Consider the following 25,771-nt stretch of genomic DNA (forward strand, 5'->3'; position numbering starts at 1 on the left):
GATTTTTAACAGCAAACCCTCAGTTAATACTATAGACGGGACGGCGGGAAAGTGGGAGTAAAATCAGATAACTACACTCAGGATAGATAAAAATGCATGGCAATGAGGGCGCAAATTATCAGGGTAATAAGAATGAACTCAAAGCGATAATGTGACACCATTTTACCCTCCAAAAGGCGGCGCTAAATCAGGTCGATTTAGCGCCGTATGCTATGGCGTGGGGGACGCCATAGTAACTACAAATGTGTTATGCAGCTGGTTGAGCAGCGGGTTTAGCGGTGTCGTGTTTTACGGCTTTTTTGGTGTGTTTTTTAGCTGCCTGCGCTTTCTGCTCTGGCGCTTTCTGTTCTACAGCCGGTTTTGTGGTGGATTTTTTAGCGTGTTTCTTGGCAGCCTGCGCTTTCTGCGGCGCTGCTTTGTGCTGTTTTTTATGATGAGTGGTTTTTGCCGGAGCTGCTTTGGTGGTTGCAGCAGCAGCTGGAGCGGTGGTAGCAGTTGTTTCAGCAGCAAATGCAGCAGAAGACAGACCCATAGCAGCGGCAACAACCAGAGCTAATACTTTTTTCATTCTCATACCCTCGATTTGGTTTTTTCATTCAACCCCACTGCGGGGCCGTTGAAATAACTATATCGCTGTAATCACAGGGCTTCCGTGAGTCATTGGTTTCGGCGTGTAACGATATGTACAATGACTCACGGTATGAGATTACAAATAGCGGGCTTCCAGATGAGCGCGGAAATAACGGCTGCTGAGCGGCTCTCCGGTGGCCTGGGTAATAAGCTGTTCAGTGGTGAAACGGCTGCCATGCTGCCAGATATTCTGACGTAACCAGTCAAACAGGGCACCAAACTCACCTTGCGCAATAGACTGCTCTAAATCAGGCAATGCGCGGTTAGCGGCACTGAATAACTGCGCCGCATACATGGCGCCTAAAGTATAGGAAGGGAAGTAGCCAAAGCCGCCATCGGTCCAGTGAATATCCTGCATACAACCGTTACGATAGTTGCCGATGGTTGACAGCCCCAGCCAGGACTGCATTTTCTCATTCCACAATGCCGGGATATCATCCACTTCAATATCGCCATTAATGAGCGCGCGTTCGATTTCATAACGCAGGATAACGTGAGCAGGATAGCTCACCTCGTCGGCATCAACACGGATAAAACCGGGTTTAACCTGCTGGTTCCAGGCGATGAAATTGCTTTCTTCAAACGCAGCCTGATCGCCAAAGTGGCGCGTCACAGCAGGAATTAACCGCGTCAGAAATGCTTTACTGCGCCCCAGTTGCATCTCAAAGAACAGACTCTGGGACTCATGAATAGCGGTTGAGCGAGCCAGGGCGATAGGTTGCCCTGACCAACTGTGCGGCAGATTTTGCTCATAGCGGGCGTGACCGGTTTCATGGATCACGCCAAACAGCGCGCTAAGTAATTCGTTTTCATCATAGCGGGTGGTGATACGCACATCTTCAGGTACGCCACCACAGAAGGGGTGCGCACTGATATCCAGTCGACCAGCCGTAAAATCGAATCCCAACTGCGCCATCGTTTCAAGGCCCAACTCTCGCTGGATTGCGGTTGGGAAAGGACCAACTGGGGCGATGAGCGACTGCTGAGACTGCTTTGCCACCACCTTGTTGAGCAGATCCGGTAGCCAGCTTTTAACGTCTGCAAACAGGACATCCAATTGGGCACTGGTCATCCCTGGTTCGAATATGTCCAGTAGCGCGTCATACGGCGAACAGCCTGTGGCTTCCGCACGCAGCCGGGCTTCTTCACGACTGTGCTTCACGACCTCTTTCAGGTTTTCGGAAAATCCCTCCCAGTCATTGGCTGGTCGCTGGCTGCGCCAGGCATGCTCGCAGCGGCTACCCGCGAGTGATTTCGCTTCTACCAACGATTCAGGTAGTAAGGATGCCTGATGATGTAGTCGCGACATTTCGCGCAGGTTGGCCTGCTCAACATCGTTAAGGTCCTCCTGTTGGGCTGCGGCGATCCACGTTGCCACCTTCGGGTCGGTTAGCAGCTGGTGCTCAAGCACGCTCAGCTCGGCCAGTGCTTCGCCGCGAGCTTTGCTGCCGCCAGATGGCATCATGGTGAACATGTCCCAACTGGCGATTGCCGAGAGGTGGGAGAAGCGAGAGAGCCGCTGGAACGTGCGGGTGAGCTGATGGTAATTATCATTGTTACTCATTTTTTGTTCTCGTTCTGTTTAGGTGTGATGAGAAGTTTACCGTGATTCATTCACTTTTCATAAACACACCTTTGTACCCGACTTTGCGTAACAGCTTTTTATAGCGAAAAGCCAGTAGCACGAGAAAACAGAGGGCATAAATAATGGGGAGCGGTGATAACACTTTTACCGACCACAGATAATGCAGCGGAAGCAAAACGGCCGCCAGGTAGACGTAGTTGTGCAACGTTTGCCAGCGTTTGCCCATTTTACGCTGCGCGGCTTGCGTGGAGGTCAGCGTCAGCAGGAATAAGATTATCCAACCAGTCATGCCCAACGTTAGCCATGGGCGTGAAACCAGTTCACGTCCCAATAATCCCAGATTTTGTATACCCAACTCCAGCAGCGCATAGCTGGTCATATGCAGCGTGGCCCATGCAAAACACCATAACCCTAATAATCGACGGGTGCGATACAACAACGGCTGCTTTGCGTAGCGGGCAAGCGGTGACACCAGCAGGGTAGCAAGCAGAAACTTCAGCGCGGTGATGCCCGTAAAGTGCTGGATATCTTTACCCGGGTCGGCCCCCAACTCACCATGCTGTGCGGCCCAGAAGAGCCATAGCAGGGGTAATAAACCGGCGAGATGCAGTAGTACTTTCAGGCCGGTTATCTGTTTTGCGGTTAACCTCACTTAAAAATACTCCCGTAGATCCATGCCCTGATATAAAGAAGCCACCTCATCGGCATAACCATTAAAAGGCAACGTGGGCTGTCGCTGTACATCGAGAATGCCACCCGAACCGATAAAACGTTCCGTGGCCTGAGACCAGCGGGGGTGATCGACTTGCGGATTTACGTTGGCGTAAAAACCGTATTCGTTAGGTGCCGACATATTCCAGGTCGTCGGCGGCTGTTCACGCGTCAGCTTAATACTGACTATCGATTTAATGCCCTTGAAGCCGTACTTCCAGGGTACGGTCAGGCGTATTGGCGCCCCGTTTTGCGGCGGCAACGCTTTGCCATACACGCCCACGGTCAGAAGGGTAAGCGGGTGCATGGCCTCATCCAGACGTAAACCTTCAACATAGGGATACTTCAACCCGCCACCAATGAAGCGATCTTTCTGGCCGGGCATTTCATCAGGCGCGTAGCGTGTTTCAAAGGCGACGTATTTGGCGTGGCTGGTGGGTTCAACCAGCGCCAATAATTTATGCAAAGGAAAGCCGACCCACGGTACAACCATCGACCACGCCTCAACGCAACGCATCCGGTAAATACGCTCTTCTAATGGAAAACGAGTCGTCAGCGCATCATGATCCAACGTTAAAGGTTTGTTCACTTCACCGCTGATGGTTAACGTCCAGGGATCGGTTTTCAGGCTACCGGCATTCGCGGCAGGATCGGCTTTATCCAGACCAAATTCGTAGTAATTGTTGTAGCCCGTGACCTTGTCTTCCGGCGTCAAGGGCAGATTGTTTTGCCAGATCTCGGGTTTTGTGAACTCGAGCGGTTTGCCCGCCGGTGCAGACGGGCGATCGTTGCCTTTAAACCAATTCAGCAGACCGGCCTGTGTCGGGGAAGAGATCGAAGCCGCCGCCGCACCTATCCCAAGAGCTTTGAGGATCTGTCGTCGTTGCATAAAAAAAACGGACTCGGCGGTAACATCAGCTTCCCGAAGTGGATGTTTTTTCTGCATAACTTTTCCTTTTTATTTTCATGTTAAGGAAAACAAATCGACGTTTCCCTGTTGATGCCTGACCTATCTATAACGACATACTGGACGCATGCGTATCCCTGGATCCTCACGAAAAGTTAAAAATTTTGTGATAACTTCCGCCCCTTGCCTGAGGTAAGCTTTCAGCATGACGAGAGGGGGATGACACTGATGGCAGGCGCAAAAAAGATATTTTTGGTGGAAGATGACAGCGATATTGCCTCACTTTTGCAACTTAGCCTGAAGGATGAGGGGTACGAAATTATTCATGAGGCTGATGGGGCACGAGCGGTCGAGCTACTGGAGAAGCACGTCTGGGATGCCGTTATCCTCGATTTAATGCTGCCGGGCGTGGACGGTCTGGAAATTTGTCGTCGCATTCGGCAAATGAGCTTCTATCTACCTGTCATTATTATCAGCGCTCGCACCAGTGAAACTCACCGTGTACTGGGGCTGGAAATGGGCGCCGATGATTATTTAGCCAAACCTTTCTCGGTGCTGGAATTGATGGCCCGGGTGAAGGCGTTGTTTCGCCGTCAAGAGGCGATGAGTCAGAACCTGCGTATGGAGGCGGGGATTATCACCGTCCATGGTGTGGAGATTGATCCATTAGCTCGGGAAGTCCGCCTGCAGGGTAAATCCCTCGATTTAACGCCGCGTGAATTCGATCTGCTCTATTTTTTCGCCCGCCATCCAGGGGAGGTCTTTTCGCGTCAGGCGTTGTTAGACCAGGTGTGGGGCTACCAGCACGAAGGATATGAGCATACGGTGAACAGTCATATCAATCGCCTGCGCACCAAAATTGAAAAAGATGCTGCGGAGCCGGAAATTATTCTTACCGTGTGGGGACGAGGCTATAAGCTTGCTGCGGTTAACGCGGAGCATCAACCATGATTTATCGATTGTCGCTGAGCCAGCGTCTGACCCTGGTCTTTACCGCTATTATGTTGATTTGCGCGGTTGCGGTCAGCGTTGTCCAGATCCGCAGCAGTAAACAGTATGGCGACGCCATGGTGCAAAGGCTCTCGCTGGAATTGGCAAGCAAAATTGTCAAAAGTGAGTCGCTTATTGATGCCAGCGGGCAGGTTAATCGGCAGACCTTAAAAGGACTGTTTAATCACCTGATGACGCTCAACCCTAGCGTGGAGCTGTATCTGGTTTCACCATCAGGCGAGATACTTGCTGATGCCGCTCCGCCTGGGCATATTCAGCGCCAGAACATTAGCGTACAGCCGATCCAGGTTTTCCTTAATTCGGACGAGCTGCCCGTTTATGGCAATGATCCGCGCAGCAGCCAGCAAAAGGTATTCAGCGCCGCGCCAGTTTTATTTAACGGCAAGCTGCATGGCTATTTGTACATTATTCTCCAGGGCGAAGATCTCAATATGCTGGCGAATACCGCCTGGCAAAAAACGCTTTGGAACACCGTGACCGGGACGTTAATACTGGTTTTATTAGCCGGTGCAATCGCGGGGTACCTGGTGTGGAGATGGGTGACGAATCCGGTGAAAAGGCTGACCGGTCAGGTGGTTAATCTGGAGCAGGACAGCATTAGCGTCATCAAACAGCTAGCGCAGAAAAAGCCCGATTTAGCTCCGGCGAATGAAATTGCGTTGCTGAACAATGCATTTATTGAGTTAGCACAGAAAATTGCCCACCAATGGGATTTATTAGCTGACAGCGATCGTCAGCGCAGAGAGTTTATCGCCAATATTTCGCACGATTTACGTACGCCGCTCACTTCACTGCTGGGGTATCTGGAAATGCTGTCGCTGAAAGCCGATACGATGACGCCGGAGGAAAACCGGCATTATCTTAGTATTGCACTGCGCCAGGGGCATAAGGTTCGCCATCTGTCACAACAGCTTTTTGAGCTGGCGAGACTTGAGCATGGCGGCATAAAACCACAGCGTGAACGTTTTGCTATTGGCGAGCTGATCCAGGATGTGGCGCAGAAATTTGATCTACCCGTTGCCACGCGTCATTTGCAGTTGCACCTTGACGTAATTGGTCCGTTACCGCTGGTGAATGCCGATTTATCGATGATGGAAAGAATCGTCACGAATTTGCTGGATAACGCTATCCGTCATACGCCTGACGGGGGCGAAGTGTGGCTAAAAGTCTGGCGTGATGAAGACCGCTTGTTAGCAGAAGTGCAGGACAGCGGGCCTGGCGTCGAAGAGGCTGTTCGCGAAGTATTATTTCAGCGCCCGACGGCGTTACTACCCCGTGAGCAGCGGGCTGAGCGTGGTGGTCTGGGCTTACTGATCGTGCGCAGAATGCTCGAACTGCATGGGGGAGATATCCGCCTGATTAATTCAACGGCAGGGGCCTGTTTCCGTTTTTCGTTGCCGCTGGCGGATTCTCCACTGAGTAGCTGATGAGAATGTTCCGCTGAAAAGAGTCTGTAACGCTATACACGTTGTAAACCGTGGGCATTGCGTAAAAGTTGGTAGGTTGTCAGTGATAATGAGAATTTTTATCATATATTGATAATTCATCAAGTTATCTTTGATAAGCGCAAGGAGATCGTATGTCACAGGATGCCGACAACCTGTATATCGTCAGGACCAAAGCGGTTGCTGGCTGTTTTACCATGTTTTTGCTGATGTTTGGCCTCACGTTTATTCCGTTGTTTTTCCCCGCCAGCCAGGTTCTGCTTGCCAAAGGGCTACTTTTTCCGCTGCTGTTTGCGCTGGAATTTGTTGTGCTGGTCCCGCTGTATTACTTCTTCTTCAGAAAAAGAGAGGGGCTGGGAAAGGGAATTTTCAACGCCAGGTGGTTTGCCATTTTGTTCGTGGCGCTGCTGTTTATTCAGCTTATCCTGCCATGGTTTCTGGGCCTCAGACAAACCGAAGCGTGGGTGACCAGCCAGATATCCCTAAACAGCTACGCGCTGTGGTTATCTACTCTGACCCTGATATTTATTGCGCCAGTGTATGAAGAGATTGTTTTCAGGGGCTGTTTATTCAACGCATTCCAGTATTGGTTCAATAATAAAACCTGGCTGTCGTCGGTGGTGGTATCGGTCATTTTTGCCATCATGCATACGCAGTATGTGGATCTGCGCACGTTGCTGATGCTGTTTCTTGTGTCGCAGGTTTTGATCATCGCCAGACTGAAAAGCAACGGCCTGCTGATGCCGGTTATGCTGCATATAGCGATGAACGGGACGGTTATTGCCCTGCAAATGGGGGCTCAGACGTTACAGCATGGTTGATGAAGGCGATGCCCGGAACCCGGGCAACGTGGATTATACGTGCAGACGATGGTGCAGACGTGCACCGACCAGCAACGCCAGCACCAGCATCAGGGCGATAAATCCGCCCACGCCGTTCCAGCCGTAGCTGTGCCAGAATACGCCACCCAGCGTACCGGCAATACTGGAACCCAGATAATAGCTGAACAGATACAGGGAAGATGCCTGGCCTTTAGCGCGTTTTGCCCGTGGTCCAATCCAACTGCTTGCCACGGAGTGCGCGGCAAAGAACCCGGCTGAAAAGAGCAGCATCCCGGCGAAGATCAGCCACAGCGACGTGAACAGGGTCATCAACAGTCCAATCAGCATCACGCCGGTTGAAAAGAGCATTACCGGACCACGTCCATAGCGGGTGGTCATCGACCCCGCTTTCGGTGAGCTCCAGGTCCCGGTCAGATAGGCTACGGACAACAGACCGACAACCGCCTGGCTGAGTTCCCACGGAGAGAGCATCAGACGGTAGCCGATGTAATTAAACAGCGTGACAAACGACCCCATCAGTAAAAAACCTTCCGCAAACAGCAGCGGCAACCCTCTGTCGCGCCAGTGCAAACGAAAGTTGATAAACAGCGTTTTCGGTCGCAGCGACGTTGGTCTGAAATGACGAGATTCCGGCAAGATTTTCCAGAACATCAGCGCGGAGGCGAGGGCAAAACAACCGATCGCCGCCAGCGCGATACGCCAGTTAAAAAAGTCGGTAAACACGCCGCTTATTAAACGGCCACTCATACCACCAATCGAGTTACCGCTGATATATAAGCCCATTGAGAAGGCGACGAAGCTGGGATGTATTTCCTCGCTCAGATAGGTCATTCCCACTGCCGCCACGCCGCTGAGCGAAAGACCTATCAGCGCACGCATGATTAAAATACCGTGCCAGCTGGTCATCATCGTCGAAAGCAACGTACAACAGGATGCGAGCAGCAGGGCGGTCACCATCACCGGCTTGCGGCCTATCGCATCGGAAAGTGGACCGGTAAACAGTAAACCGATCGCGAGCATCGCCGTTGAGATGGAAAGCGAAATACTGCTGCTGGCGGGAGAGACCCCAAACTCGTGCGAGAGCACTGGCAGTATGGGTTGCACGCAATAGAGGAGAGCAAATGTCGCCAGTCCGGCAGAAAACAGCGCCAGCGTGACGCGCATAAATGGGGATGTTCCGCGTTTGATAAAACTATCCGGCGGGGTAACTCTCTGTTCATCAACATCGCTTGTCGGCGCGGTATCGACAGTGGTTGTACGGCTCACTTGAAATCCTTGCTCAATCAATTACCTCTACATGACTAGCATTAAGAGTATGAAAATCACATTATTCTGTCTAATATATTAATAATCTCAAATGATATCTTAAAAATATGAATATCGAGCTGCGTCATTTACGTTACTTTGTAGCGGTTGCCGAAGAATTGCATTTTGGCCGGGCGGCGGCACGGCTGAATATTTCGCAACCGCCGCTGAGCCAGCAAATCCAGATCCTCGAGCAGCAGGTCGGCGCCCGACTTCTGGCGCGCACTAACCGCAGCGTGGCGCTGACCTCTGCCGGAAAGCAGTTTCTGGCAGACAGTCGGCAGATCCTGGGGCTGGTTAATGAGGCCGCTGCCAGGGCTGAGCGTCTGCATCTGGGAGAAGCGGGGGAATTGCGTATCGGCTTTACGTCATCGGCACCGTTTATCAAAGCGGTTTCAGATACGTTATCCCTCTTTCGCCAGAGCTACCCCGCTGTACATATGCAAACCCGTGAAATGAACACGCGCGAGCAAATTGCCCCGCTCAATGAAGGAACGCTGGATTTGGGACTTCTGCGCAACACGCAGCTTCCGGAAACGCTGGAGCGTGAAATCATTCTGCATGAGCCGCTGATGGCGATGATCCCGCGCGCGCATCCGTTGGCGCAAAAGCCGGTGGTCACATTGGCGGAGTTGGCCAATGAGCCATTTGTCTTTTTTGATCCGCATGTGGGGACGGGGTTGTATGACGATATTCTTGGCCTCATGCGTCGCTATGGACTGAAGCCGACTATCACTCAGGAGGTTGGTGAGGCGATGACTATCATCGGGCTGGTGGCCGCAGGATTAGGCGTTTCCATTCTTCCCGCTTCCTTTAAACGGGTGCAATTGTATGAAATGTGTTGGATCCCGATAGCGGAAGAAGATGCCGTTTCGGAAATGTGGCTGGTGTGGCCAAAACATCATGAGCAAAGTCACGCCGCGCAACGCTTTCGCGAGCAACTGCTGGCGGCCGTTCAGGCGATTAATTTAGTTTAAAAATGGGCGAAAATGTGCAGTAAATCACAAGGCTAAGTAAAAAGTTGACGGAAGCCATTGAAGTGCTTCACCATAGCCCGCAGATTATTTCGGAGCGCGAAAATAAAGGGAGTAAGTGGTGGTTGCTGATAGTCAGCCTGGGCATATCGATCAAATTAAGCAGACCAATGCGGGCGCGGTTTATCGCCTGATTGATCAGCTGGGTCCGGTATCGCGTATTGATCTCTCTCGCCTGGCACAATTGGCGCCTGCTAGTATTACTAAAATTGTCCGCGAAATGCTCGAAGCGCACCTGGTGCAAGAGTTGGAAATCAAGGAAGCGGGCAGCCGAGGACGTCCGGCCGTTGGGCTGGTTGTGGAAACGGAAGCCTGGCACTATCTATCCATTCGTATCAGTCGCGGCGAGATCTTTCTGGCGCTGCGCGATCTGAGCAGCAAACTGGTGGTTGAAGATTGTCTTGAAATGGCGCTGGTCAGTGAAACACCATTGCTGGAACGCGTTATTACCCAGGTCGATCAGTTTTTCATCCGCCACCAGCAAAAGCTGGAGCGCTTAACCTCCATCGCCATTACCTTACCCGGCATTATTGATACTGAAAACGGTATCGTTCATCGCATGCCATTCTACGACGATGTCAAAGAGATGCCGCTGGGTGAAGCGCTTGAAAATCATACCGGCGTGCCGGTCTATATTCAGCATGATATCAGCGCCTGGACTATGGCCGAGGCGCTTTTTGGCGCATCGCGCGGCGCGCGCGACGTCATTCAGGTGGTGATCGATCATAACGTGGGGGCCGGAGTAATCACCGACGGTCATCTACTGCATGCCGGCAGCAGTAGCCTGGTGGAAATTGGTCATACGCAGGTGGACCCCTACGGCAAACGCTGCTATTGCGGCAACCATGGTTGCCTGGAAACGATCGCCAGCGTCGACAGCGTGCTCGAACTGGCACAGGTACGCTTGAAGCAGTCGATGAGTTCTTCTCTACACGGGCAACCGTTAACGGTAGACGCGCTGTGTCTGGCGGCGATGCAGGGGGATTTATTGGCGAAAGATATCATTAGCGGCGTCGGGACCCATGTCGGACGGATTCTGGCCATCATGGTGAATTTGTTCAACCCGCAAAAGATATTGATTGGTTCTCCGCTCAGTAAAGCGGCGGATATTTTGTTTCCCACTATTGCTGACTGCATTCGTCAGCAAGCGCTCCCGGCCTACAGTCAGCATATTGTCGTCGAAAGTACGCAGTTCACCAATCAAGGGACGATGGCAGGGGCGGCGCTCGTGAAGGACGCGATGTATAACGGTTCTTTGTTGATTCGTCTATTACAGGGTTAACATTTTTTAACTGTTGTACGAAAAATTGCGCTATCTCAAGCCGATTCTCGTCGTCATACCTTAGACTTTCTCCACTGTATTATTTTCCTGACTTATATTTTCAAAGCATAACGGTGGAGTTAGTGATGCTGAAGCGTTTCTTTATTACAGGTACAGACACTTCTGTTGGGAAGACCGTGGTTTCCCGCGCATTACTACAAGCGTTAGCGTCAGGGGGTAAAAGCGTTGCGGGCTACAAACCCGTGGCTAAAGGAAGCAAAGAGACACCTGAAGGTCTGCGCAACAAAGATGCGCTGGTGCTGCAAAGCGTGTCTACTATCGAACTGCCCTACGAGGCGGTCAACCCGATTGCGTTGAGTGAGGATGAAAGCAGCGTAGCGCATAGTGGTCCGGTCAATTACACCCTGTTATCCAACGGCCTCGCAAGCCTCAGCGAAAAAGTGGATCACGTTGTCGTGGAAGGCACCGGAGGCTGGCGGAGCCTGATGAACGATCTGCGTCCGTTATCTGAATGGGTGGTGCAGGAACAACTGCCGGTGCTGATGGTGGTGGGTATCCAGGAAGGCTGTATTAATCATGCCATCCTCACCGCGCAGGCGATTGCCAGCGACGGACTGCCTTTGATTGGCTGGGTCGCGAACCGAATCAACCCAGGGCTGGCACATTATGCGGAAATCATTGATGTGCTGGGCAAAAAATTACCCGCACCGCTGATCGGTGAACTGCCTTATCTGCCTCGCGCAGAGCAACGCGAGCTGTCTCAGTACATCCGTCTGTCAATGCTCGGCAGCGTGTTGTCGGTAGATAGAGTCCTGGCGTAACGTTCGCGACAGCACAGACGCCACCACACAGGCAATCAGCAATCCGGGGAGCAGACGATACTCCCCGGTCATTTCACAAACCATCAGTGTCGACATTATTGGCGCATGCGTGGTCGCTGCCAGCAGCGTGGCCATCCCCGTTAATCCCAGCAGAATAGCAATCTCATCCGGACCCGGAAGCCATAATCCCCACACTCGTCCCAGCAGCATACCCACCGAAAGACCGACAAACAGCGTTGGCGTAAACACACCGCCAGGCGCACCGGAACCACTGCTGGCAAGCACCGCCAGTAATTTGCAGATGAAGATCCCGCTCACCACGGCCAGCAGCGGTGGGGAGAGTAAATATGATTGCACCACGCTGTAGCCGTTACCCCAGACCGCAGGCGTGAGCAATGACATCAGGCCAACGATCAGCCCGCCAAGCGCCAGTTGCCACGGTGGCGAGAGTTTTAAGCGCAAAAAAACATTATGGCTGGCGGTCATCAACCACATGAATAGCGGTCCGCAAACGCCGGCAGCCAGACCGGTGCTGATGATCATGACGTATTCCAGCGCATGCAGTTCCCGTGTGAAGTGCACGGCATACAGCAGCGCATTGCTGTCGCTCAGCATATTGGTGGTGAGCAAGGCGACGACGGCGGATACCACCACCGGTCCCAGTGACGCGAGGATCAAGGTGCCAAACAACACTTCAGCAATAAATAGACTGCCCGCCAGTGGGGCATGATACGCTCCGGCCATACCCGCAGCGGCTCCGCAGGCAATCCATAACTTCCATTCTGTGCGCGGGGTGAAGCGTTGAGCAAAGCTGGAGGCTGCCAGCGCTGCCAGTAAAATCATGGCACCTTCGCGCCCGATGGCACTCCCGCTGGAGACGACCAGTAACGAGGCCAGCGATTTCACCAGGCTTGCACTGACGTCAAATTGTCCGTTAGTTTGCAAGGCTTCCATGTAATCAGTGGGAGCCTGCGGGCCTAACCGGTTGAACGTTTGCCATCCCCAAAGCAGCAAACCCGCCGCCAGCCCTCCTAACGCAGGTGTCAGCATGCGTCTTACAGGGGAAAGGTTTGTTGCCGCGTTGACCAGACTCCCTGTGTCATTGCTCAGGAACAACCATTCAAGAAGGAGCATGGTGTGGCGAAATCCTGCGACGGCCAACGCAGCAAGGATACCAATCAGCGCAGCAATCAGTAGGCGGCGGAACATGGCGCGCAGGTCAGGATAAGCATGTAAATGATGCATGAGTGGCCAGACAGGAAATTTCAGACGCTTTATTTTGCGGCTATTTGGCAACAGAAGCAAAAGCTCAGCGTGCGCAACAGGATGCTACACAGGCAGGACACATCCTGCCTGTGGTGAAACTAACGAAAAAGTGGCTTATCGGCTATCGGGATCAGTAACTGCGACTGCCATTGCGCCAGCGTCAGACGGGCCAACTCCCCCAGCGCCTGGTAAAACGGGTGGTCAGCTTTTTCGATAAACACATCAAGGAAGCGGGATGACCACGGGAACAGATGCCAGGCCAGCAGCTGTTCGCACTCGGTGTGGCGTTCATTTTCAGCAAGCCAGGCCGTCAGCAACAGCAGTGAACCAAAGTGATCTTCTGGCTCATTTTGCTGCATGGCAAACTGGATGCCGTTGTCCCGCATCCACTGACGGAGTGCCAGCGTAGAGTCGCCAAACAACACGTTTTCACGATCCAGCCAGACGGATCCCCAGGGCGGAGAGGGTAGCGCATATGGACCGACAAACAGGCGTTGCCAGGCCTGCGGGAGAGGCTCATCGACCTCGGCTTGTAGCCGTACTGCCAGCGGGAAAAGCATTGCCTGATCGAGTGGCCACTGCGCCTGCCAGCCATCGACTCTTAACGCACTGACTAATGCAGAGGCTTCCGCGCTATCTGGCGCATAGTAAAACAGTGCGCCGAGTACGCGCGCCGCGGTAGAAAAGTTGTCACCTTGCGAAAAATGGGTCATGCAAACAATCCTGAACAGTGCGGGTTGCCCCGCACCCGAAAGTTAACCTGCAACAGCCATTCCGACTGTCATATGTAAACCGTAAAACAATCCGCGGCCAATGATTTCACCGGCGAGGACTAACACTAAGCCCAGCGCCAGGCCGCCGACGGATGGTGCTTTACGACGGATCAGCGGGCATATCCAGCAGCCCAGACCGGCGGCCAGCAGAATGATGCGCCAGACCTGCAAGCTTCCGTAGTCGGGAACCAGCGCGCTGGCGGATTGCACCGAACTGTGGATCCCGCCGAGCGACAGTCCCTGCAGAACAATAACCGCCACGATCACCAGTAGGGCCAAAACGCTTATGTAGGCGAATCTGGCGGTGCCAGAGGAAACACCCGCAGCACGCAGCAGCAGGGCGGCAAACAGCGGTCCGCTCAGCAACATCGTCATAAAAAATGCCACCGTAGTGTAGCCGTTATACCAGGTCGGGACAGTATCTATCTGGTAGACGCTGGTCATCGCCAGCACAAATACCAGACCCAGCAGCATGCCCACCAGCAGCCAGATTTTACCTAACGCTGCGGGCATTTTACCGAGAAACGCCACCAGCCACCACAGGCCACCGACGGCGAAAAACAGTGAACCACTGGCAATTTCGTTACTCAGCGCAGATGCGCCAACTCTGTTCAGCGAGTTAAAGGCGCGCAGTGGCGAACCCAGGTGCATTACCGAGGCGAGAAAGGCGATGCCCATCACCAGCCACAGAAAAAACATGCTGCGCACGATACGTTGTTTTGCCACCTCGTCTTTAGCGGTCAGCCAGCCATAGCCACTCACTATCAGCGCTCCGGCCACGCACTGGCCCAGCACCGTAAACAGGACCAGCGGCCATTCATGCCATCCATTGCCCATGTTACACCTCCTGCGGATTCGCCAGATAACCCGTGGTATCCCCGGTCGGGCGGCTATTGGCGTTGGGTTTGATCACAATACTCGGTTTGGTGAAGTGCGCACCTGGCAGCGGAGCGACCGCCGCCAGTTCACCGTGCTTTTTGCGCAGCTCATCAATTGGACCAAAGTCCAGCGCGCGCAGCGGACAGGATTCGACGCAGATGGGCTTTTTGCCGTCGGCTACGCGATCATGACAACCATCGCACTTGGTCATATGACCTTTGGCGGCATTGTACTGCGGTGCGCCGTACGGGCAGGCCATGTGGCAGTAGCGACAGCCTATGCATATGTCTTCATCCACTACCACAAAACCATCTTCACGCTTATGCATAGCGCCGCTGGGGCAAACCTTGGTGCAGGCCGGATCTTCGCAGTGATTACAGGCAATGGAGAGGTAGTAGGCGAAGACATTCTGTTGCCAGACGCCGTTATCTTCCAGCCAGTCGCCTCCAGCGTATTCGTAAATACGCCGGAAACTGACGTCGGGAGTGAGATCCTTGTAATCTTTGCAGGCCAGCTCGCAGGTTTTACACCCCGTGCAACGGCTGGAATCAATAAAAAATCCATACTGAGTTGTCATGGGTTAGTCCTTATGCCTTTTCAACCTGAACGAGATTACTGTGGGATGGATTCCCCTTCGCTAATGGAGAAGGTCGATGCGACGTGAGAATATTTATGGAACCACCATGATCGATCTGGTCGCCGAACATATCGGCATTGAGCCAGGCTCCTTGTCCGATGGCAGTGACGCCGGGCAAAATACGCGGTGTGACTTTCGCGCTGATCAGCATCTGGCCGATATTATTAAACACCCTAACTGTGTCGCCATTACGGATGCCGCGCGTCCTGGCATCGACGGGGTTTATCCAGATCTCCTGCGGGCAAGCCTGCTGTAAAACATCGATATTGCCGTAGCTGGAGTGGGTTCTCGCCTTATAGTGGAAACCCGTGAGCTGCAATGGATACGTTTTGCGCTTAGGATCGTCCCAACCGTCAAAGCCTGGTGCATAAGCTGGAAGAGGATGAACAATCTCATCGTCTTTGAGTTCCCATGTTTCTGCAATGGTTGCTAGCCGTTCAGAGTAAATCTCAATTTTCCCTGATGGCGTTTTCAATGGGTTAGCCCCAGGATCTTCTCTGAAAGAACGGAAAGCAACATAGTGTTCTTCGGGGCATTTTTTCTTGAAAATACCTGTCGTTTTCATTTCGTCGTAATCCGGCATTTCCGGGTTACGCTCTTTGGTCTTGGCATGCAGGTATTTCACCCATTCATGCTGCGTACGACCCTCGGTGAATTTTTGATATACATCCGGACCTAGACGTTTGGCGACTTCACTTAACATCCAGTAAATGGGTTTACGTTCAAATTTTGGCGATGTCGCAGGTTGACCAAGGATGACATAGCCCATGTTCCCGGCAGACTCGTGTGAGATGAGATCTTCTTGTTCAGTTGGCATCAGGTCAGGTAGCAGAATGTCGCAGTATTTTGCGGAGGCAGTCATAAAATGCTCAATACCGACGATCATTTCGCACTTGCTGTCATCCTGTAAGACATCATGGGTATGCGCGATATTGCCATGCTGGTTGATGAGCGTATTGCTGGCATAACACCAGATAAACTTGATAGGCACGTCCAGCTTATCTTTACCGCGAACACCGTCCTTGGTCGCGGTCATCTCTGCACCATGATCAATAGCATCCGTCCAGGTAAAGACTGATATCTGCGTTTTAACCGGGTTTTCTAGCATGGAGAACCATTCCACGCCCAGATCCCAGGTCCCTTCGCGCATCCCTGAGTTACCACCGTTTATCCCCACATTGCCGGTTAAAACGGAGAGCATCGCAATCGCGCGAGCGGTTTGTTCACCGTTGGAGTGACGCTGCGGTCCCCAACCCTGGCAGATATAAGCGGGTTTCGCTGCGCCGATTTCACGCGCTAACTGGATAATTTTCTCAGCCGGAATGCTGGTAATGTGGGAAGCCCAGTCCGGTGTTTTGGCTATCCCGTCTGGTCCATCGCCTAAAATATAGGCTTTATAGTGTGCATTCCGCGGTGCACTGGCGGGAAGAGTGGTTTCATCGAAGCCGACACAGTATTTATCAAGAAAAGGTTTATCAATCAGATCTTCGGTGATCAGTACCCAGGCGATCGCCGCAGCCAATGCAGCGTCAGTTCCTGGTCGGATAGGCAGCCATTCATCCTCACGACCAGCGGCAGTATCGTTATATCGAGGATCGATAACGATCATTCGTGCGTTAGAACGTTCGCGGGCTTGCTCAACATACCAGGTTACACCGCCGCCGCTCATACGGGTTTCGGCAGGGTTATTGCCAAACATGACGACCAGTTTTGTATTGGCGATGTCGTCAGGACTGTTGCCGTCGTTAGCACCAAACATATAACCCATTGCGGCGCTGATTTGCGCGGTACTGTAACTACCGTAGCGGCTCAAATAGCCGCCGCAAGAATTCATCAGGCGGTAGGGGACGTTGGAGTTAGTAATATTCCCACCATCTACACCTGTACCGTACAGCACGTGAACCGCTTCGTTACCGTAATCCTGCAGGATCCGCTTCAAATTACCACTAATGGTGTCCAGTGCTTCATCCCAGGTGATCCTTTCAAATTTTCCTTCTCCACGCTTGCCTACACGTTTCATTGGATATTTTAGGCGGTCAGGGTGATTCATACGGCGACGGATCGATCGGCCACGCAAGCAGGCACGTACCTGATGATTACCGTAGGTATCATCGCCCGTTGTGTCCGACTCTACCCAATAGACGGAGTCATCCTTAACGTGCAGACGTAAAAGACAACGACTACCACAGTTAACGGTACAAGAACTCCAGACAACCTTCTCTTCAACGGGCTGTATCGCCTGCTGTACCGCTGCGGCGGCAGTGCGCATTCCGAAAGGTAACGACAGCCCACCCGCGGCAAGCGCCAGCGAACCCATTGCCGAGGATTTCACTAACGTCCTGCGGCTAATGCCTCCGTATTGCTCAGTTTTTGACATTACTCACCCCATTATAGTTATCGCTATATATTAATTTCTATAACGAAATTAATAGCATGCTAATAATGGTTTGAGTTTACCCACTTATGGGTATGTCATCTTAATGCATATCAAACAGGAGTGACCCTCCGCGCACGGAGGGCGTGATTTATTGCGGTTCGGCGACGTGCCCGTCCTGGGCAGGGGTGCTATTGGCAGGGGCGTTGCCACTGTTGGTTCGGGTATAGAGAATTTTGTGCGTATCGTTTGCACAATGTCCCACGACCAGTGAATCAGGCTGATCGGCCTGATCGTTGGGGACAATGTTCAGCGTAAAGCTGGATTCAGCAACGCCATTATTAATGATGCGCTGTTCGATATCGCTTTTCACGCGTTCACATGACGCCGGTGCCGCCAAAACCTGCGGGGACGCGACGGCCAGTAAGAGCGCGGCAATTCCTGTTATGTATTTCATCATCAGCTCCTTTATGATCGACCTGGACTAAGATTAGCATTTCTGGTGTAAATAACTGTATTTGCTAATATGATTGAGAATTATCTTCTTATCCCGGTGAAAAATGTGAAGAAAAAGATCTTGTTAGGTTTCCTGTGCGTCATGCTGGTCGGGTGTGATAACGCCAAAGGCCTGGATTCCTTTACGCCGGAAATGGCCAGTTTTTCCAATGAATTTGATTTCGATCCGCTGCGCGGGCCAGTAAAAGATTTCAGCCAGACGCTGCTTAATGACAAAGGTGAAGTCACCAAGCGCGTTGTCGGTACGCTCTCACAGGAAGGGTGCTTCGATACGCTTGAATTGCATGATATTGAAAGCAATACCGGCATGGCGCTGGTCCTCGATGCTAACTATTACCGGGACGCCAAAACCCTGGAAAAACGGATCCGCTTACAGGGTAAATGTCAGTTAGCAGAACTGCCTGCGGCGGGCGTGGTATGGGATACCGACGATAACGGTTTTGTCGTTTCCGCCACGGGAAAAGAGATGAAGGTGCAATATCGCTATGATGCGGAAGGCTACCCGCTGGGTAAAACCACCGTCAATAAGGACAATACCTTGCAGGTTGATGCCAAACCGTCGGTTGACCCGTTAAAGAAGCTGGATTACACCGCGGTAAGCCTGCTTAATAACCATCCGTTAGGTAATGTAAAACAAACGTGCAAGTATGATGACTATGCTAATCCGGTCAACTGCCAGCTTGTTATCGTTGACGAGAGCGTGAAGCCGGCAGTTGAACACCATTACTCGATTGAAAACACCATCGATTACTATTAGTCAGTCTTTACTGAGCGGTAGGTTGCAGCAGGTTAGGACCTGACGTTTTATGTTCTGCCAGATACTGCTGCTGGAAGATACACATGCGGATAGTGTTGCGGTATTGACCGTTGATAAAGAATTCATGAATCAGCTCGCCTTCGACCATAAACCCGAGTTTACGGTAGATGTGGATGGCTTTTTCGTTCTCTTTATCAACGATCAGATACAGCTTATATAAGTTAAGTACGGTAAAGCCATAATCCATCGCCAGCTTAGCAGCCCGGGAAGCCAAACCTTTGCCCTGATATTCCGGCGAAATAATGATCTGGAATTCTGCCCGGCGGTGCACATGGTTAATTTCAACCAGCTCCACCAGTCCGGCTTTTTCACCGTCGCATTCCACAACAAAGCGACGTTCACTTTGGTCGTGGATATGCTTGTCATACAGATCTGACAGTTCAACAAATGCTTCGTAAGGTTCTTCAAACCAGTAACGCATTACGCTGGCGTTGTTATCAAGCTGATGGACAAATCGTAAATCTTCACGCTCCAGCGGGCGCAGCTTAACACTGAGGGCGCTAGTCATATCGTATCCTTTCAATATCTTTCAAAGTGCAATCATTATGGGGCAACGGTGCGGCCAGTGCGGCGGTCGAGGCAGCGCAGGGTGTTGGGCTCCCAGTACGCATTAATATTAGCGCTCTGTTCGCATTTATCACGGCTATCGAAAGCTGCGTCGGTTTTGTCCCACTCTTTCTCTGCACGCTTGTTGACCTTCTGGCGTAGCTGACGCGTATCGTTCCATTGTTCCTTTTCCATTGCTGCCTGTTGACGACTTTGCGCACTGTCCCCGGATTCAATGATCAGTTTACTGGTTTCAGCAAATGCGGAAGAGGTGTACACAGCCGCAGCCAGCGTCAGCATAGCCGTCAGGCACAGGCGTTTGGTCAGTGTAATATTCATGGCGAATTCCTTTTATGGGAAAGGGGAAAAACAATAAAACAGGGTTAAATTCTACACTATTCCGGCTTGCGGGCATACCCACTCAGCGGAGATGGATACGCTAACGACATTCTGTCGTATCATGGTTAAACCGAAGGTAACTGAATAACATCAATGCTTAAGACCACATTCCTTTTTTTCATCACCGCGTTATGCGAAATCATTGGCTGCTTTTTACCCTGGCTCTGGCTTAAGCGAGGGGCTACGGCTTGGCTGCTGATACCCGCCGGGATGTCACTGGCCTTATTCGTCTGGTTACTGACGCTGCATCCGGCTGCAAGCGGGCGTGTGTACGCGGCCTATGGTGGAGTTTACGTGGTGACAGCGTTGCTTTGGCTACGTATTGTTGACGGCGTAAAACTTAGCCTGTACGACTGGTCAGGCGCGCTGGTGGCATTGTGCGGCATGCTGATTATTGTGGCTGGGTGGGGGCGCGCATAGCGCCTTTTTTGTGATCAATCAGCGCTTTTTTGATCTTCATACTTGTATGGTAGTAGCTCAGTTGGGTAAATTTCCTGCATCACAAGAACAAATGCAAGGAATAAGAGATGAAGATTGTTGGGGCTGAAGTGTTTGTCACCTGTCCGGGGCGTAATTTTGTCACGTTGAAAATTACGACAGACGATGGGATCACTGGGCTGGGAGATGCGACGTTAAACGGACGCGAGTTATCCGTAGCGTCCTATCTGAAAGATCATGTTTGTCCGCAGCTGATTGGTCGCGATGCGCACCGAATTGAGGACATCTGGCAGTTTTTCTACAAAGGCGCGTACTGGCGTCGTGGTCCGGTCACCATGTCGGCGATTTCCGCGGTGGATATGGCATTGTGGGACATCAAAGCGAAAGCGGCGAATATGCCGTTGTACCAGTTGCTCGGCGGTGCATCTCGTGAAGGCGTTATGGTTTACTGTCACACCACAGGCCATACCGTTGATGACGTACTCGAAGATTATGCGCGCCATAAAGAGATGGGCTTTAAAGCAATTCGCGTGCAGTGCGGCGTGCCGGGTATGAAAACCACTTACGGTATGTCTAAAGGCAAAGGACTGGCCTACGAACCCGCCACCAAAGGGCAGTGGCCAGAAGAGCAGTTATGGTCAACGGAGAAATACCTCGATTTCACGCCAACACTGTTTGAAGCCGTGCGCGACAAGTTTGGTTTCAACGAACATCTTCTGCACGATATGCACCACCGTCTGACGCCAATTGAAGCGGCCCGTTTCGGCAAAAGCATCGAGCAATACCGTCTGTTCTGGATGGAAGATCCGACCCCGGCTGAAAACCAGGAATGCTTCCGCCTGATCCGCCAGCATACGGTCACGCCGATTGCGGTAGGGGAAGTTTTCAACAGCATCTGGGACTGCAAACAGCTTATCGAAGAGCAATTGATCGACTATATCCGCACCACCATCACCCATGCGGGCGGTATCACTGGCATGCGTCGAATTGCCGATTTTGCGTCGCTGTATCAGGTACGTACCGGTTCGCATGGACCTTCCGATCTGTCCCCAGTATGCATGGCCGCTGCGTTGCACTTTGATCTGTGGGTGCCGAACTTCGGCGTACAGGAATATATGGGGTATTCCGAGCAAATGTTGGAAGTGTTCCCGCACAACTGGACCTTTGATAACGGCTATATGCATCCTGGAGACAAACCAGGTCTTGGGATCGAGTTTGACGAAAAGCTGGCGGCGAAATACCCGTATGACCCTGCATATCTGCCTGTTGCTCGTCTGGAAGATGGCACGTTGTGGAACTGGTAAATATAAATTTTACGTACGAAAGATGTTGATTAACTCAATACCCTACAGAAGGTAAAACTTATGGTTAGTTCAGTCGATATTAAAAATAACGTAGATAATAAACCCATTATTCGCAGAGTGGCTTCAGCCTCCGCAATTGGTACTGCTGCCGAATACTATGACTTCTTTGCATATGGGACAGCAGCCGTACTCTTTTTTGGTCATTTATTTTTCCCAAGTGACGATCCGTTAATTAGTACGCTGGCTGCTTTTGCAACCTATGCCGTTGGTTTCCTGGCTAGACCATTAGGAGGAATTGTCTTTGGGCATATTGGCGATAAGGTCGGGCGCAAAAAAGCACTGGTTATTACTATATTAATCGTTGGCTTAGGGACATTCTGTATTGGGTTGTTACCTACATATGAAAAAATAGGTGTATGGGCTCCAGCTTTACTTATATTTATTCGTGTATTACAGGGCTTTGGTGTTGGAGGAGAACAAGCCGGTGCAGTATTGATGACTGCTGAATATTCTGAGCCCAAACATCGTGGATTTTTTTCGAGTTGGGTTCAAATCGGTGCCCCAGTTGGTTTTCTTCTGCCGTTAGCACTCTTTGCGTTGTTAAATGCCACACTTTCTCCAGAGGCAATGATGGATTACGGGTGGCGTATACCGTTCCTGTTAAGTCTGTTGCTGGTTATTGTTGGGTTATTTATCCGCTTAAAAATTGATGAATCACCAGTCTTTGCTCAGATTAGGGAGACAAAAGCAGAAGAATCACGTCCATTAGTTGAAGTTATCCGTGATTTTCCGGGAATTGTCGTTAAGGGAGTATGTGCGAAGCTGATTGAGGCTTGCACATTTGCAATGTTTACAGTGATTGTCCTTGCATACGGTAAGGCAAACAATCTCGATGCAAATATCTTGATGGAGACAATGATTGTTGCGGTGATTATAGAAATAATTGCAATACCGATGATGGGCTCGCTATGCGATAAAATTGGGCGTAAACCAGTTTATATTATCGGCGCATTGCTCCAGGTTGTTATGATTATTCCTTTCTTCCTTGCAATCAATCAGGATAGCTTTTGGCTTACGCAAATAGTAATGATCCTGGTACTGAGCGTTGGGCATAGTATGTGTTATGCACCTCAGGCATCTTATTTCCCAGAGCTTTTCCCGACTCATATTCGCTGTAGCGGAATAGCATTAATTTGGCAGTTGGGATCGCTAATTGGTAGTGGGATTCTTGGTTTAGTAGCAGTAAAAATTCTGCAAGTAACTGGTGGACATTATTATGGACTCGCAACCTATGTGATTGTACTTGGCGTCATCTCAGTTATTGGTTTGCTGATGATGCCGGAAACTGCACCGCAAAGGCTTAAACGTGAATACCAGCAGTGGCAGAAACATTAATATCCTTTGGCGGCAATATGCCGCCAAATTTACCTTTTATGGTACACAGCTTTAAGTGATGTCATACCAATCATAAAAAGCTTAATGCAAATCAAAACATACAACCATACAGGCGTTACTCTGAATCAATCCTGATTTCATTGATAAGTAGGTCATACCATGCAAAACAAGCTCTTAACGGCACAGGCTGCACTTCCCGACTACGATCGTACAAAACTGGTCCCGCGTATTGTCCATCTGGGGTTTGGCGCATTTCACCGCGCACATCAGGGGGTTTACGCTGACATTCTCGCTGCGGATCACGGCAGTGACTGGGGCTATTGCGAAGTGAACCTGATTGGCGGCGAGCAGCAGATTGCCGATCTGATACAGCAAGATAACCTGTATACCGTTGCAGAAATGTCCGCAGATGCTTGGACTGCAAGAGTCGTGGGCGTGGTGAAAAATGCGCTGCATGCGCAGGTTGATGGGCTGGAAAGCGTACTGGCTGCGATGAGTGAACCGCAGGTTGCGATTGTTTCCCTGACCATTACCGAGAAAGGGTATTGCCATTCTCCGGCGACCGGTCAATTGATGTTAGACAACCAGATGATTGCTGCCGATCTACAAAATCCAAAACAGCCAAAAACTGCGCCAGGCGTTGTGGTTGAGGCGCTTGCACGCCGCAAAGCTGCGGGTTTAGCCGCTTTTACCGTGATGTCCTGCGACAACATGCCAGAAAACGGTCATGTGATGCGCAATGTTGTCACCGCGTATGCCCGGGCGGTGGATGCGGAACTGGCTGCGTGGATCGAACAACATGTCACATTCCCGTCGACAATGGTTGACCGCATTGTCCCTGCTGTTACCCAGGATACGCTGGACAAAATTGAACACATTACCGGCGTACGCGACCCGGCAGGCGTAGCATGTGAACCGTTCCGTCAGTGGGTTATTGAAGATAACTTTGTCGCTGGCCGCCCTGAATGGGAGAAGGCGGGAGCGGAGCTGGTTGCTGATGTCATTCCGTTTGAAGAGATGAAACTGCGTATGCTCAACGGCAGCCACTCTTTCCTTGCTTATCTGGGTTATCTGGCGGGATATCAGCACATTAACGATTGCATGGGTGATGAAAATTATCGCCTCGCCGCGCGCGCGCTGATGTTGCAGGAACAAGCGCCCACGTTAAAAGTGAAAGGTGTGGATCTTCCGCACTATGCCGATCTGTTAATTGAGCGCTACAGCAACCCGGCACTGCGTCATCGCACCTGGCAGATCGCGATGGACGGCAGTCAAAAACTGCCGCAGCGTATGCTGGACTCCATTCGCTGGCACATTGTGCACGGTAGCCACTTTGAACTGCTGGCGCTGGGCGTGGCTGGCTGGATGCGTTACGTCGGCGGTGTGGATGATCAGGGCCAGGCGATTGAAATCAGCGATCCGCTGTTACCGGTGATCCAGAAAGCGGTGCATAGCAGTAACGAGGGCGAAGATCGTGTCCAGGCGCTGCTGGCGATCGATGCTATTTTTGGTCGTGAACTGCCGCAGGTAGAATTGTTCAAGAATCAGGTCACACAAGCCTATCTTGCTTTACTGGCTGAAGGGGCGAAGGCAACCGTTGCGAAGTATGCAGCAAAAATGAAGTAACGAGAACATCATTTAAGTCGCCATCTGGCTATAAACGGGCCAGATGGCGCATTGTTTTCTGGCATTCACACCAATTAGTTCATGCCCAAACGAATCAGTTCGAGGGGAGCATATTTACCTTCACACCCTTCGATTTCCACTGTTTTCCCGCGGCGAATTTGCTCAGCGGTCAGGCCATCGGTATCTATCGCTGTAATGCGGCCTGTAAGTCCGGTGTCGCTAATCATGACGCGGCTGCCAGTGGTGATTGCGTTACGGTTACGATCGTATGTTTTCATGGTGTTTTCTCCTTTCCAACTTACCGTCAAAGCCCGTGGGCTCTAGTCCCACGTAACGGGCGCAATATAAATACGCTTCTCGTTAATGATTTTTTTTGTTTTCGATCAAAATCACAGCTTTTTTTATGCAGATGTGCGGGAGAGGGGAAAGCAGGAGAAACTCACCTCGGTGTGAGGTGAGCGTAATATTAATCTTCGCTGAACCAGTCGCTATTTTCCTGACGGATTAGCTGAACGGACTCACCAATTTCCTGGAGATGCAGCATCATTGCGCGCTCAACGGCATCGCCATCATGTTTCTCAAGTGCGGTAAAAATATCGTGATGCTGACGCAGCAGCATTTCAGGCGGAGAGATATGATCCAGGCTCATATAACGAACGCGGTCAATCGTGGCCTTAATATTCTCAACGGTGTCCCAGGCGAGCTGGCACTCGGCGATTAAAGCCAGTTTCTGATGAAATTCGTCATCTAGCTGGAAGAAATCATTGATTTGTTTTCGATCAATCGCGATGCGCTGCTGATGCAGATTTTGTTCGAGCTGATAGCACTGTTTATCGGTGATCAGTGATGCGGCGCGGCGGACCACGGCACATTCAATTGCCTGGCGAACAAAACAGCCGTTTTGCACCTGCGACAGCGAAATTTTGTTTACGTAGCTGCCACGCTGCGGGCGGATCTGAATCAGACCGTTCTCTGCCAGTTTGATGAATGCTTCTCGTACCGGCTGGCGTGACACATTAAAGCGTACGGAAACCTCTTTCTCCGACAGCGGCGTACCGGGTGCAATCAGACAGTGCACGATATCACGACGAAGAATACGGTAAATCTGTTGATTTACCGGTTGTGTAGGGTTGAGCTGCGTTTCTACGGTCATTCATTCTTACTTTTTAGAGAGTTAACCCGGAGATCTTATCACTTATTTCAGGCTATCTATACCCGGCGCAAGGCC

Annotated in this window: 27 protein-coding genes; 11 read left to right on the forward strand and 16 right to left on the reverse strand. The window is 51.4% G+C overall.

Features of this window, described 5'->3' with window-relative positions:
• Nucleotides 1-77: 77 nt before the first annotated feature.
• The 5 genes from ydgU to msrP form a co-directional block, all read right to left on the reverse strand.
• Nucleotides 78-161: a small membrane protein YdgU gene (gene ydgU, locus OGV65_RS25480; protein WP_049259791.1), complete on the reverse strand. Its 84-nt coding sequence runs from the start codon at nucleotides 159-161 to the stop codon at nucleotides 78-80.
• 86 nt (nucleotides 162-247) lie between these two features.
• The gene (gene asr, locus OGV65_RS08830; RefSeq protein WP_080625159.1) at nucleotides 248-568 is read right to left on the reverse strand and encodes an acid resistance repetitive basic protein Asr; all 321 of its coding nucleotides are present in this window, start codon (nucleotides 566-568) and stop codon (nucleotides 248-250) included.
• Between the two features lie 138 nt (nucleotides 569-706).
• Nucleotides 707-2,194 carry a carboxypeptidase M32 gene (locus OGV65_RS08835; protein WP_095715962.1) on the reverse strand — a complete coding sequence of 496 codons (1,488 nt, stop codon included), beginning with the start codon at nucleotides 2,192-2,194 and terminating at the stop codon, nucleotides 707-709.
• A gap of 46 nt (nucleotides 2,195-2,240) precedes the next feature.
• On the reverse strand, nucleotides 2,241-2,867 hold the full coding sequence (gene msrQ, locus OGV65_RS08840; RefSeq protein ID WP_019076758.1) for a protein-methionine-sulfoxide reductase heme-binding subunit MsrQ: 627 nt from the start codon (nucleotides 2,865-2,867) through the stop codon (nucleotides 2,241-2,243).
• Nucleotides 2,868-3,872 carry a protein-methionine-sulfoxide reductase catalytic subunit MsrP gene (gene msrP, locus OGV65_RS08845; RefSeq protein ID WP_279264948.1) on the reverse strand — a complete coding sequence of 335 codons (1,005 nt, stop codon included), beginning with the start codon at nucleotides 3,870-3,872 and terminating at the stop codon, nucleotides 2,868-2,870.
• Nucleotides 3,873-4,061: 189 nt separating this feature from the next.
• Here msrP and OGV65_RS08850 point away from each other — a divergent pair, with 189 nt between their 5' ends.
• The 3 genes from OGV65_RS08850 (at nucleotide 4,062) to OGV65_RS08860 (ending at nucleotide 7,110) form a co-directional block, all read left to right on the forward strand.
• Entirely contained in the window at nucleotides 4,062-4,784 is a 723-nt protein-coding gene (locus OGV65_RS08850; RefSeq protein ID WP_016153040.1) for a winged helix-turn-helix domain-containing protein, read from the forward strand.
• Nucleotides 4,781-6,271, forward strand: coding sequence for a sensor histidine kinase (locus tag OGV65_RS08855; protein ID WP_016156464.1), 1,491 nt, complete (start codon nucleotides 4,781-4,783; stop codon nucleotides 6,269-6,271). Before OGV65_RS08850 ends, OGV65_RS08855 begins: the two co-directional genes overlap by 4 nt.
• 152 nt (nucleotides 6,272-6,423) lie before the next feature.
• The gene (locus OGV65_RS08860) at nucleotides 6,424-7,110 is read left to right on the forward strand and encodes a CPBP family intramembrane glutamic endopeptidase (protein ID WP_049281799.1); all 687 of its coding nucleotides are present in this window, start codon (nucleotides 6,424-6,426) and stop codon (nucleotides 7,108-7,110) included.
• A 33-nt stretch (nucleotides 7,111-7,143) separates the two neighbouring features.
• Here the strand turns inward: OGV65_RS08860 and ynfM are convergent, their stop codons facing one another.
• Nucleotides 7,144-8,397 carry a multidrug efflux MFS transporter YnfM/SxtP(Kp) gene (gene ynfM / locus OGV65_RS08865; RefSeq protein ID WP_047500485.1) on the reverse strand — a complete coding sequence of 418 codons (1,254 nt, stop codon included), beginning with the start codon at nucleotides 8,395-8,397 and terminating at the stop codon, nucleotides 7,144-7,146.
• Between the two features lie 107 nt (nucleotides 8,398-8,504).
• Between ynfM and ynfL the strand changes: the two genes are divergently transcribed.
• From ynfL to bioD, 3 genes are all read left to right on the forward strand, one after another.
• Nucleotides 8,505-9,413, forward strand: coding sequence for a multidrug efflux transcriptional activator YnfL/SxtR(Kp) (gene ynfL, locus OGV65_RS08870; protein WP_016153044.1), 909 nt, complete (start codon nucleotides 8,505-8,507; stop codon nucleotides 9,411-9,413).
• Between the two features lie 118 nt (nucleotides 9,414-9,531).
• Complete coding sequence (gene mlc / locus OGV65_RS08875) at nucleotides 9,532-10,752, forward strand: sugar metabolism global transcriptional regulator Mlc (protein WP_047500478.1); 1,221 nt, start codon at nucleotides 9,532-9,534, stop codon at nucleotides 10,750-10,752.
• Nucleotides 10,753-10,877: 125 nt separating this feature from the next.
• Nucleotides 10,878-11,573, forward strand: coding sequence for a dethiobiotin synthase (gene bioD, locus OGV65_RS08880; protein WP_016153046.1), 696 nt, complete (start codon nucleotides 10,878-10,880; stop codon nucleotides 11,571-11,573).
• Here the strand turns inward: bioD and clcB are convergent.
• The 6 genes from clcB to OGV65_RS08910 all read right to left on the reverse strand — a co-directional run bounded on the left by clcB (nucleotide 11,529) and on the right by OGV65_RS08910 (nucleotide 17,962).
• Nucleotides 11,529-12,818 carry a voltage-gated ClC-type chloride channel ClcB gene (gene clcB / locus OGV65_RS08885; protein ID WP_279264947.1) on the reverse strand — a complete coding sequence of 430 codons (1,290 nt, stop codon included), beginning with the start codon at nucleotides 12,816-12,818 and terminating at the stop codon, nucleotides 11,529-11,531. The two genes, bioD and clcB, sit on opposite strands and share 45 nt — an antisense overlap.
• A gap of 119 nt (nucleotides 12,819-12,937) precedes the next feature.
• Nucleotides 12,938-13,552 (reverse strand): Tat proofreading chaperone DmsD, encoded by a 615-nt coding sequence (gene dmsD, locus OGV65_RS08890; protein WP_279264946.1) that lies wholly within the window; start codon nucleotides 13,550-13,552, stop codon nucleotides 12,938-12,940.
• Between the two features lie 42 nt (nucleotides 13,553-13,594).
• Nucleotides 13,595-14,449, reverse strand: coding sequence for a dimethyl sulfoxide reductase anchor subunit family protein (locus tag OGV65_RS08895; protein WP_049281796.1), 855 nt, complete (start codon nucleotides 14,447-14,449; stop codon nucleotides 13,595-13,597).
• Nucleotide 14,450: 1 nt separating this feature from the next.
• Nucleotides 14,451-15,068 (reverse strand): DMSO/selenate family reductase complex B subunit, encoded by a 618-nt coding sequence (locus OGV65_RS08900; RefSeq protein ID WP_046276317.1) that lies wholly within the window; start codon nucleotides 15,066-15,068, stop codon nucleotides 14,451-14,453.
• Nucleotides 15,069-15,078: 10 nt separating this feature from the next.
• The gene (gene ynfF / locus OGV65_RS08905) at nucleotides 15,079-17,505 is read right to left on the reverse strand and encodes a selenate/tellurate reductase subunit YnfF (protein ID WP_049281794.1); all 2,427 of its coding nucleotides are present in this window, start codon (nucleotides 17,503-17,505) and stop codon (nucleotides 15,079-15,081) included.
• A 148-nt stretch (nucleotides 17,506-17,653) separates the two neighbouring features.
• On the reverse strand, nucleotides 17,654-17,962 hold the full coding sequence (locus OGV65_RS08910) for a DUF1161 domain-containing protein (RefSeq protein ID WP_085951053.1): 309 nt from the start codon (nucleotides 17,960-17,962) through the stop codon (nucleotides 17,654-17,656).
• A 102-nt stretch (nucleotides 17,963-18,064) separates the two neighbouring features.
• On the opposite strand from OGV65_RS08910, the gene OGV65_RS08915 reads away from it, so the two are divergent.
• Complete coding sequence (locus OGV65_RS08915) at nucleotides 18,065-18,775, forward strand: YnfC family lipoprotein (protein WP_080763004.1); 711 nt, start codon at nucleotides 18,065-18,067, stop codon at nucleotides 18,773-18,775.
• A 7-nt stretch (nucleotides 18,776-18,782) separates the two neighbouring features.
• Here the strand turns inward: OGV65_RS08915 and speG are convergent, their stop codons facing one another.
• Both speG and OGV65_RS08925 read right to left on the reverse strand, forming a co-directional pair.
• Complete coding sequence (gene speG, locus OGV65_RS08920; RefSeq protein WP_006684613.1) at nucleotides 18,783-19,343, reverse strand: spermidine N1-acetyltransferase; 561 nt, start codon at nucleotides 19,341-19,343, stop codon at nucleotides 18,783-18,785.
• 35 nt (nucleotides 19,344-19,378) lie between these two features.
• A complete protein-coding gene (locus OGV65_RS08925) occupies nucleotides 19,379-19,720 on the reverse strand; it encodes a DUF1283 family protein (protein ID WP_016153054.1) in 342 nt (113 codons plus the stop codon).
• A 153-nt stretch (nucleotides 19,721-19,873) separates the two neighbouring features.
• On the opposite strand from OGV65_RS08925, the gene OGV65_RS08930 reads away from it, so the two are divergent.
• The 4 genes from OGV65_RS08930 to OGV65_RS08945 all read left to right on the forward strand — a co-directional run bounded on the left by OGV65_RS08930 (nucleotide 19,874) and on the right by OGV65_RS08945 (nucleotide 24,543).
• A complete protein-coding gene (locus tag OGV65_RS08930) occupies nucleotides 19,874-20,200 on the forward strand; it encodes a YnfA family protein (RefSeq protein ID WP_016153055.1) in 327 nt (108 codons plus the stop codon).
• Between the two features lie 107 nt (nucleotides 20,201-20,307).
• Nucleotides 20,308-21,522 carry a starvation-sensing protein RspA gene (gene rspA, locus OGV65_RS08935; protein WP_016153056.1) on the forward strand — a complete coding sequence of 405 codons (1,215 nt, stop codon included), beginning with the start codon at nucleotides 20,308-20,310 and terminating at the stop codon, nucleotides 21,520-21,522.
• Between the two features lie 60 nt (nucleotides 21,523-21,582).
• On the forward strand, nucleotides 21,583-22,917 hold the full coding sequence (locus OGV65_RS08940; protein ID WP_049041486.1) for an MFS transporter: 1,335 nt from the start codon (nucleotides 21,583-21,585) through the stop codon (nucleotides 22,915-22,917).
• 159 nt (nucleotides 22,918-23,076) lie between these two features.
• Complete coding sequence (locus OGV65_RS08945) at nucleotides 23,077-24,543, forward strand: mannitol dehydrogenase family protein (protein WP_286454865.1); 1,467 nt, start codon at nucleotides 23,077-23,079, stop codon at nucleotides 24,541-24,543.
• 74 nt (nucleotides 24,544-24,617) lie between these two features.
• On the opposite strand, the gene ydfZ is transcribed toward OGV65_RS08945, so the two are convergent.
• Nucleotides 24,618-24,821, reverse strand: a complete 204-nt coding sequence (gene ydfZ / locus OGV65_RS08950) for a putative selenium delivery protein YdfZ (RefSeq protein WP_003032393.1) — start codon at nucleotides 24,819-24,821, stop codon at nucleotides 24,618-24,620.
• Nucleotides 24,822-25,009: 188 nt separating this feature from the next.
• On the reverse strand, nucleotides 25,010-25,696 hold the full coding sequence (locus OGV65_RS08955) for a GntR family transcriptional regulator (protein WP_016153060.1): 687 nt from the start codon (nucleotides 25,694-25,696) through the stop codon (nucleotides 25,010-25,012).
• Between the last annotated feature and the right edge of the window lie 75 nt (nucleotides 25,697-25,771).

Source organism: Citrobacter sp. Cb004 (genome assembly GCF_030337065.1).
GTDB lineage: Bacteria > Pseudomonadota > Gammaproteobacteria > Enterobacterales > Enterobacteriaceae > Citrobacter > Citrobacter braakii.

Coding starts and splice junctions, on each gene's coding strand:
- ydgU (WP_049259791.1), bottom strand. CDS start 161: ATGGTGTCACATTATCGCTTTGAGTTCATTCTTATTACCCTGATAATT.
- asr (WP_080625159.1), bottom strand. CDS start 568: ATGAAAAAAGTATTAGCTCTGGTTGTTGCCGCTGCTATGGGTCTGTCT.
- OGV65_RS08835 (WP_095715962.1), bottom strand. CDS start 2,194: ATGAGTAACAATGATAATTACCATCAGCTCACCCGCACGTTCCAGCGG.
- msrP (WP_279264948.1), bottom strand. CDS start 3,872: ATGCAGAAAAAACATCCACTTCGGGAAGCTGATGTTACCGCCGAGTCC.
- OGV65_RS08850 (WP_016153040.1), top strand. CDS start 4,062: ATGGCAGGCGCAAAAAAGATATTTTTGGTGGAAGATGACAGCGATATT.
- OGV65_RS08855 (WP_016156464.1), top strand. CDS start 4,781: ATGATTTATCGATTGTCGCTGAGCCAGCGTCTGACCCTGGTCTTTACC.
- OGV65_RS08860 (WP_049281799.1), top strand. CDS start 6,424: ATGTCACAGGATGCCGACAACCTGTATATCGTCAGGACCAAAGCGGTT.
- ynfL (WP_016153044.1), top strand. CDS start 8,505: ATGAATATCGAGCTGCGTCATTTACGTTACTTTGTAGCGGTTGCCGAA.
- bioD (WP_016153046.1), top strand. CDS start 10,878: ATGCTGAAGCGTTTCTTTATTACAGGTACAGACACTTCTGTTGGGAAG.
- clcB (WP_279264947.1), bottom strand. CDS start 12,818: ATGCATCATTTACATGCTTATCCTGACCTGCGCGCCATGTTCCGCCGC.
- dmsD (WP_279264946.1), bottom strand. CDS start 13,552: ATGACCCATTTTTCGCAAGGTGACAACTTTTCTACCGCGGCGCGCGTA.
- OGV65_RS08895 (WP_049281796.1), bottom strand. CDS start 14,449: ATGGGCAATGGATGGCATGAATGGCCGCTGGTCCTGTTTACGGTGCTG.
- OGV65_RS08900 (WP_046276317.1), bottom strand. CDS start 15,068: ATGACAACTCAGTATGGATTTTTTATTGATTCCAGCCGTTGCACGGGG.
- ynfF (WP_049281794.1), bottom strand. CDS start 17,505: ATGTCAAAAACTGAGCAATACGGAGGCATTAGCCGCAGGACGTTAGTG.
- OGV65_RS08910 (WP_085951053.1), bottom strand. CDS start 17,962: ATGATGAAATACATAACAGGAATTGCCGCGCTCTTACTGGCCGTCGCG.
- speG (WP_006684613.1), bottom strand. CDS start 19,343: ATGACTAGCGCCCTCAGTGTTAAGCTGCGCCCGCTGGAGCGTGAAGAT.
- OGV65_RS08925 (WP_016153054.1), bottom strand. CDS start 19,720: ATGAATATTACACTGACCAAACGCCTGTGCCTGACGGCTATGCTGACG.
- OGV65_RS08930 (WP_016153055.1), top strand. CDS start 19,874: ATGCTTAAGACCACATTCCTTTTTTTCATCACCGCGTTATGCGAAATC.
- rspA (WP_016153056.1), top strand. CDS start 20,308: ATGAAGATTGTTGGGGCTGAAGTGTTTGTCACCTGTCCGGGGCGTAAT.
- OGV65_RS08940 (WP_049041486.1), top strand. CDS start 21,583: ATGGTTAGTTCAGTCGATATTAAAAATAACGTAGATAATAAACCCATT.
- OGV65_RS08945 (WP_286454865.1), top strand. CDS start 23,077: ATGCAAAACAAGCTCTTAACGGCACAGGCTGCACTTCCCGACTACGAT.
- ydfZ (WP_003032393.1), bottom strand. CDS start 24,821: ATGAAAACATACGATCGTAACCGTAACGCAATCACCACTGGCAGCCGC.
- OGV65_RS08955 (WP_016153060.1), bottom strand. CDS start 25,696: ATGACCGTAGAAACGCAGCTCAACCCTACACAACCGGTAAATCAACAG.